Here is a 6,418-nt window from a genome sequence, read left to right as displayed (position 1 = left end):
AGGGGGGTGCTAACTAATGCTAAAGTATCATTGAGGAAAAAGGCTGATAATATACCTGTGCCAAATGTTAATAAAACTAGCAATCCCAAGGGACTATGAATGAATCGTAATAGGTAAACTAATGCTAGGTTAAAAAAACCAGAGTAGGATAGGTAAGCGTTAATCACCATCATGCTTAATAAAAACACAATAGTATGAGGATCAATGGCATCCCAAGCCTGTTCTAGGGTTAAGGTTCCTATGGCAATTAAAAGGGCTGAACCTACTAAAGCTATGGTGGCACGGTTCATCCGTAAACCAGGAATATAACCTAATCCTAACCCTATATAAGTAAGGGTTAAAACCAAACCCTGTAAACCTAGAATAATCTGGGTCATATTTATTCCTGGCAATGCCGATCTATTGTAAATATTAAAATCATGATTACTGGGAATATAGGCACAAATTTTTGTCCCTATATGGTAGATTTAATTTTTATTGGTTGAGGACATCTTTTTGGTGTTGGGGGGCGGCGACGATCGCTGCTACTTCTGCTAACAAGTCATCAGCAACTCCCATTTCTTTTAGGGTTTCGATTAAGTCTTCGGCTACGGCATCAAAATGTTCGCTATTTAGACCCTGTTCTTGGACTAATGCTTGATGTGCTTCTCGCATATAACGACCATCATATTTATCCGTACCACCGAAGGCATATGTGAGAAAAGCTTTCTGATGCGATAGCTGTTTTTTCATGTCTATATTGGCAAAAAAATGTTTAATGCGATTATCTTGTAAAACTCGTTCATAAAACTTGTCTACCACCAAATATACAGCATCTTTTCCGCCAAGTTTATCAAATAAAGTAGTCATCTATTTTTTAGCCTCATAGGATGGATTGACGGTGATTAATTATGGCTTATTGATGGGGAATTTGTCAAGTGTTTGGCGGTTGATAAACTTGACCGATTGAATGATCTGGCTGAATATCGACTACTAAATCAACACGATCGCTATCTGTTAGCAGAGGAGTAATAAACAATTCGGGATGCAAAGATTTCCAAAAGTATTCGACAAATTGATTGATTTCTGTGTCGGTCATTCCAGACTTACCCAAGGCTTTCATCTCCTGTTCAGCTTGTGCGCGCCACTGTTTGGATAACCGATAATCAACGGGGTTGAGAACTATTAATCGATCCAAACGTTCCCAGAGGGGTAAATACTCTTTTAATTGGTGATTTATTTGTCGCGCAAATTGGCGATCGCTATCAGTAATAATAGGGGGGGGTGGATGATTAAACGCCTGGTCTTCTACGGGTTGACATCCCACAAACCAGCCCTCAAATAAGATGATATCAGGTGCTTCTATCTGTTGGGGTTCTATGCGATCGCCTTCTCCATTCCACAGAGACTTATCAAACCGGGGAATCATTATTTTTTCTCCGGGTGTAGGGTTTCGGAGTTGGTCAAGAAGTTGAATTCCGATGTCAATATCATGGGTGCCGGGGGGACCTCGCCAGATTAAACGGGGATCTTGTTCTCGCAGCCTTTGACGATCGGCGTAAGTTTTATATAAATCATCAATAGAAATACTAATGGCTTGATAATTTAGGAGATTGAGAATCCGAGACATGACGGTTGATAGGGTGGTTTTTCCTGTTCCCTGTCCGCCTAATATTCCCTGTAATAAAGGACGATTAAGGATGGTTTTTAACTGAGACAATTGTATGGCAAACGGTAGCCAAAAGTGCCATAATGTAGGGAGTTGTTCCCAGAGAATGGGTAAATCTTGATTCTGTTGAAGGAGCGATCGCCATAATTGATAACGTTGTTTAATTGCTGTTTCTAGCTGTTCTGGATTGATACCAAAAGCCGCCATTTGCTGGGGATTATTTAATTCTTGTCTCAGCAGTTGTTGCCATTGTTCTGGTGTCGGTTCGGTATCAGTTGCCAAAGATTGTAAAATTTCCATCATGATTAAATCCGGTCTAAGAACCCAGTAAAAATGCAAGCAAAAATAAACTATAAGTCATGCCAATTTTTAGACTATTGAGGAGGTCAAGCCCTAAAGAATTGATTTCACTACGAGACACTTTGCGGTAAGATAACCAACTAATCCATTCAGTGACTAGCAGGGTGATAAATGCGACGCTGACATCCCAACTTCCGACTTGTCCAACGATGGTGGCGATCGCCACTCCCAGGAAGAAGCCGAAAAGTAGGCTAATCAATAATACAGAGATGCGCCGCCAGGGGTTACGAAACCATTGCAAGGTTTGCTGGGCGATCGCATCAGTAAATCGGTTTAAACGAGTGTTTTGCATAGGAGATTATAGGGAGCGATATTTGAAATCTACTGTAGGATAAAAGTATTATAAGGGCGGTTGTGGCATCAACTCCCTGCTGTGGCTATATTTGTTAGTCTACAGGTGTCCAAACTTGCCGCCAGTTGGCTATAACACTTGTCCCAGATAGCAGATTTATGATAACGTTGACAATTTACTGAGGTTTGACCATTGAATTTGTTTGACGCAGCCAATATTAATATACTTTGGGGAAACCTCATTGTCGAGGAGTTAGTTCGCCATGGGGTGAGTTATTTTATTGTATCTCCTGGTTCCCGATCGACTCCTTTAACTGTGGCGATCGCCCGTAATTATCAAGCACAACGGCGAGTTTTTTTTGACGAAAGGGGCGCGGCTTTTCATGCGATCGGCTACGGGAGGGCGACAGGAAAGCCAGCGGTTTTGGTATCTACTTCTGGGTCGGCTGCTGCTAACTATTTCCCGGCTATTATTGAGGCGGCTACGGATAATTTACCGATGATTATTATGTCGGCTGACCGCCCGCCAGAATTGCGAAAAACGGGGGCTAATCAGACTATTGATCAGGTCAATCTTTATGGTGATTATGTGCGTTGGAAATTTGATATTCCCTGTCCTGATGAAAAGATTTCGCCGACGTTTGTTTTGACGACTATTGATCAAGCTGTTTATCGTGCCCAGCGATCGCCCCAAGGACCTGTTCACCTGAATTGTATGTTCCGCGAACCCCTCGCCCCGACTAATTCAGCTATTACATTGGGTTATACTCTCCCTCTGAAGCGTTGGCTAAGTAGTGGTAGTCCTTGGACGGATTACCCGACTCCCCTGGTGAGGCAAACGGCAGATAATATTAAGGAGATATCGGAGATTTTAAACAATAGCCAAACAGGTATTTTGGCGTTGGGAAGATTAAGCTCTATATCACAAATCCAGGCAGTGTCAGAATTGGCGAAACGGCTGAAATTCCCGGTCTTTGCTGATATTCGTTCAGGTTTCAGACTGGGAAATAAGATTGACAAACAGCTATTATTGACGGATATTCGACAGAGTTATAAACCCCTGGAAACGGTGATACAAATAGGCGATCGCATTTTATCAAAACGGTTTTTAGAGTATTTGGAAATCCACCCACCTCGTCACTATATTATGATCGCGGACGAACCCAGCCGCCATGACCCCGCCCATATTGTTTCCCATCGCATTGAAAGTAATATCGAACAATTATGTGAGGAATTATCCCCTCTTTTAGATCCGAATATTTGCCAAGATTGGCAAGATAAATTATGGCTAAAGTCGGCGAAAATTCGCGAAACGATTGATACCTATTTAATTAATGAATCATCGTTAAATGAAATGGCGATCGCTAATTTGGTCTCGCGGCATATCCCCGCCGACACTGGCTTATTTTTAGCCAATAGTATGCCGATTAGAGATATGAATGAATATGGAATTTATGGGGGAAATTCAGTCAGAATAGCAGCCAACCGAGGTACTAGCGGCATTGATGGAATTATCGCCTCTGCTACTGGGTTTGGTCAGGGTTTAAATACTCCCACAACTCTGCTAATTGGAGATTTAGCATTTCTCCATGACCTCAACTCTTTATCTATGGTTAATGCCCTGAATCATCCCCTGTGGATTATTGCTATTAATAATAATGGGGGCGGGATATTTTCATTTCTACCGATTGCTAAATTTAATGATGTATTTGAAAACTATTTTGGCACTCCGCACCATCTCAATTTTGACCATGCTGCCCAATTGTTTAATATCAAATATTTCTCCCCCAAAACACAGGAGGAATTTGTGAGAGATTATCAACAGGCTATCGCCTCCCAAACTTCAGCGATTATTGAAGTGCAGACCAACCGGAAACACAATCAAGAATTGCACCAAGACTTAGCCGAAAAAATCCAAGAAATATCATGGAGATTTTAACCGTCGTATTCGGTGTAAATTTCGACATCCAATGTATCCTCATCTATGCTGATATAAAGAAGATTCGGGCGACAACAAACCTGGCAATCTTCAATATAAGACTGTTGACCTCCGGCACTAAAATCGATAAATGTGACATTACTTTCGCCACAATAGGCGCAGGTAAATTCAGCCGTATTTTGCATAATTTTCACACTCAACTTTAGTAATATCGTGGCGATAGCGGAACATATCTTGAAGACGGGAATAAACCCACCAACTCAAGCCCTTGTCAAACAGGGAGCCACCTGGTAAACTAAAGGCGATCGCATCAGTTAACCGAGTGTGATTATTCACCTCAGAAAACTGGTGTCGGTGTACCCAAATAGCCATGGGACCCTGTTGCTGTTCATCAGTAAACAGTTGGTGGGGAATGCACTCAGTATGCACCGCCACCCATGGCACCGAAACCGGACCAAGAGATAAGAGAAATTCCGATCTAGCCCCCACCTCTAAACCCCCTTCCCGGCGGATAATTTCCACAGGTTGCCAAGGCGGGGTCAGCAACTCTAGGATATCAGATCGGGCGTGAAAATTCCAAACCACATCAACGGGGGCGTTAATTAGGGACGAGTATTGAAAATGCAGCATAAACACACCATACAGAATCAACAGTTGTAGCAATTTTTACCAAATTATATCGAGAAATTGGTTAAGATGAAACCCATGCTATCGTTGCCATATTAAATCCCCAATTTCTATGCGTTTAGAGCAACTTCAAGCCTTTTTATCTGTTGCCGAAACCGGAAGTTTTCAAAAAGCAGCAATCAATTGCAACGTGACGCAATCAACGATTAGTCGCCAGATACAGGGACTAGAAACGGAACTAGGTTTACCCCTATTTCACCGTAGTAACCAAGCTAAATTGACGGTGGGAGGTGAAAGGTTTTGGCCCTATGCGCGGAAAATTTGTCAGGCTTGGGAAAATGCCCAACAGGAATTAGCGTCATTATTAGCGGGACAGCAGCCGGAATTATGCGTGGCGGCTATTCACTCCCTTTGTGCGTCTTATCTCCCCCCAGTATTACAAAAGTTTTGCTATGCTTATCCTGATGTACAATTGCGGGTAACATCATTAGGAAGCGATCGCGCTTTAAAAGTCCTGAAAGATGGATTGGTTGATGTGGCACTTGTCATGAATAATCGTGCTTTTACGGCTAGTTCCGATTTATTGGTGGATATTCTCTATAAAGAACCGATACAAGTATTAATGGCGAAAAATCACCCCCTGGCGCGATATAATCAAGTACCTTGGACCGAGTTAATTATCTATCCTCAAGTGGTATTTAAAGATGGTTATGGAATGCGGCGTTTAGTACAGGAAAGATTTGCTCAAGCTGGCGCTACTCTCAAGGCGGTTTTAGAGTTAAATACGCTGGATGCTTTTCGGGGTGTAGTGCGTCAGGGGGAAGTAATTGCTCTGTTACCACGTTCAGCATTAGTAGAAGCAGTCAACGATAGCAGTTTAGCGATTAGAACGATCGCACCTTTTGAAGGGACTATAAATAGTAAATCAGGTTCCTTTTATAGTGGCGGATCTGACTTGGGTTGGACTCGGGAGGTTGCCATTGTCACCAGTCGCGATCGCCTGCAAATTCCCCCCATTGAATATTTCTGGAAATTGGTACATGAATTAATCCCCCCAGAGGTAAACTCGGAGTTAGAAGAACTGGGGATAAAATGCTTAATTGGTTAACATCAAATGGCTAACAATTCCTCAAAGTATCCGCTTTCGATTATACTGGTTTTCTCTTCTGTTCACTATATCACACCAACCAACTAAATGAGCGATCGCTTTAGAACATTACTGAAAAAAGTGGGAAGCGGAACCCACACCAGCGCAGCCCTAACTCGCGAAGAAGCCGCCGAAGCCTTACGCATGATGTTACACCAAGAAGCAACACCCGTACAGGTAGGGGCTTTTTTAATCGCCCACCGCATTCGGCGACCCACGGGAGAAGAATTGGCGGGAATGCTAGATGTTTATGCAGAATTAGGACCCCATTTAACTAATGCTGTGCGTCCTCCGATGATTTTAACTCATCCCTATGATGGGCGATCGCGTACTGTTCCCATGACCATTCTCACCGGGTTAATTCTCAGCGCCGCCGGAGTCCCGACCATTTTACATGGAGGCGATC

Annotated in this window: 8 protein-coding genes and 1 pseudogene; 3 read left to right on the top strand and 6 right to left on the bottom strand. The window is 42.8% G+C overall.

The features are described from left to right. From B9T16_RS24445 to B9T16_RS24430, 4 genes are all read right to left on the bottom strand, one after another. The coding region (locus B9T16_RS24445; protein ID WP_410245992.1) for an SLC13 family permease at positions 1–377 on the bottom strand (377 nt) is incomplete at its 3' end. 97 nt (positions 378–474) lie between these two features. Further along, positions 475–849, bottom strand: a complete 375-nt coding sequence (locus tag B9T16_RS24440; RefSeq protein WP_006618706.1) for a group I truncated hemoglobin — start codon at positions 847–849, stop codon at positions 475–477. A gap of 64 nt (positions 850–913) precedes the next feature. Further along, positions 914–1,951 (bottom strand): glycerate kinase, encoded by a 1,038-nt coding sequence (locus B9T16_RS24435; protein WP_035737430.1) that lies wholly within the window; start codon positions 1,949–1,951, stop codon positions 914–916. A 13-nt stretch (positions 1,952–1,964) separates the two neighbouring features. After that, complete coding sequence (locus B9T16_RS24430) at positions 1,965–2,300, bottom strand: DUF565 domain-containing protein (RefSeq protein ID WP_006618704.1); 336 nt, start codon at positions 2,298–2,300, stop codon at positions 1,965–1,967. A gap of 192 nt (positions 2,301–2,492) precedes the next feature. Between B9T16_RS24430 and menD the strand changes: the two genes are divergently transcribed. Beyond that, entirely contained in the window at positions 2,493–4,238 is a 1,746-nt protein-coding gene (menD, locus tag B9T16_RS24425) for a 2-succinyl-5-enolpyruvyl-6-hydroxy-3-cyclohexene-1-carboxylic-acid synthase (protein ID WP_006618703.1), read from the top strand. Here the strand turns inward: menD and B9T16_RS24420 are convergent. Together B9T16_RS24420 and B9T16_RS24415 are read right to left on the bottom strand one after the other, a co-directional pair. After that, positions 4,235–4,423: a CPXCG motif-containing cysteine-rich protein gene (locus B9T16_RS24420; protein ID WP_006618702.1), complete on the bottom strand. Its 189-nt coding sequence runs from the start codon at positions 4,421–4,423 to the stop codon at positions 4,235–4,237. The two genes, menD and B9T16_RS24420, sit on opposite strands and share 4 nt — an antisense overlap. Further along, entirely contained in the window at positions 4,407–4,868 is a 462-nt protein-coding gene (locus B9T16_RS24415) for an SRPBCC family protein (protein ID WP_006618701.1), read from the bottom strand. Before B9T16_RS24415 ends, B9T16_RS24420 begins: the two co-directional genes overlap by 17 nt. Positions 4,869–4,977: 109 nt before the next feature. Between B9T16_RS24415 and B9T16_RS24410 the strand changes: the two genes are divergently transcribed. Beyond that, positions 4,978–5,973, top strand: a complete 996-nt coding sequence (locus B9T16_RS24410) for a LysR family transcriptional regulator (RefSeq protein WP_006618700.1) — start codon at positions 4,978–4,980, stop codon at positions 5,971–5,973. An 87-nt stretch (positions 5,974–6,060) separates the two neighbouring features. Next, positions 6,061–6,418, top strand: a pseudogene (locus B9T16_RS24405) (hypothetical protein); the annotation flags it as partial.

Origin of the sequence: Arthrospira sp. PCC 8006, assembly GCF_046480465.1 — a bacterium.
Taxonomy (GTDB): Bacteria; Cyanobacteriota; Cyanobacteriia; order Cyanobacteriales; family Microcoleaceae; genus Limnospira; species Limnospira platensis.
This window is presented reverse-complemented; position numbering and strand designations above follow the sequence as displayed.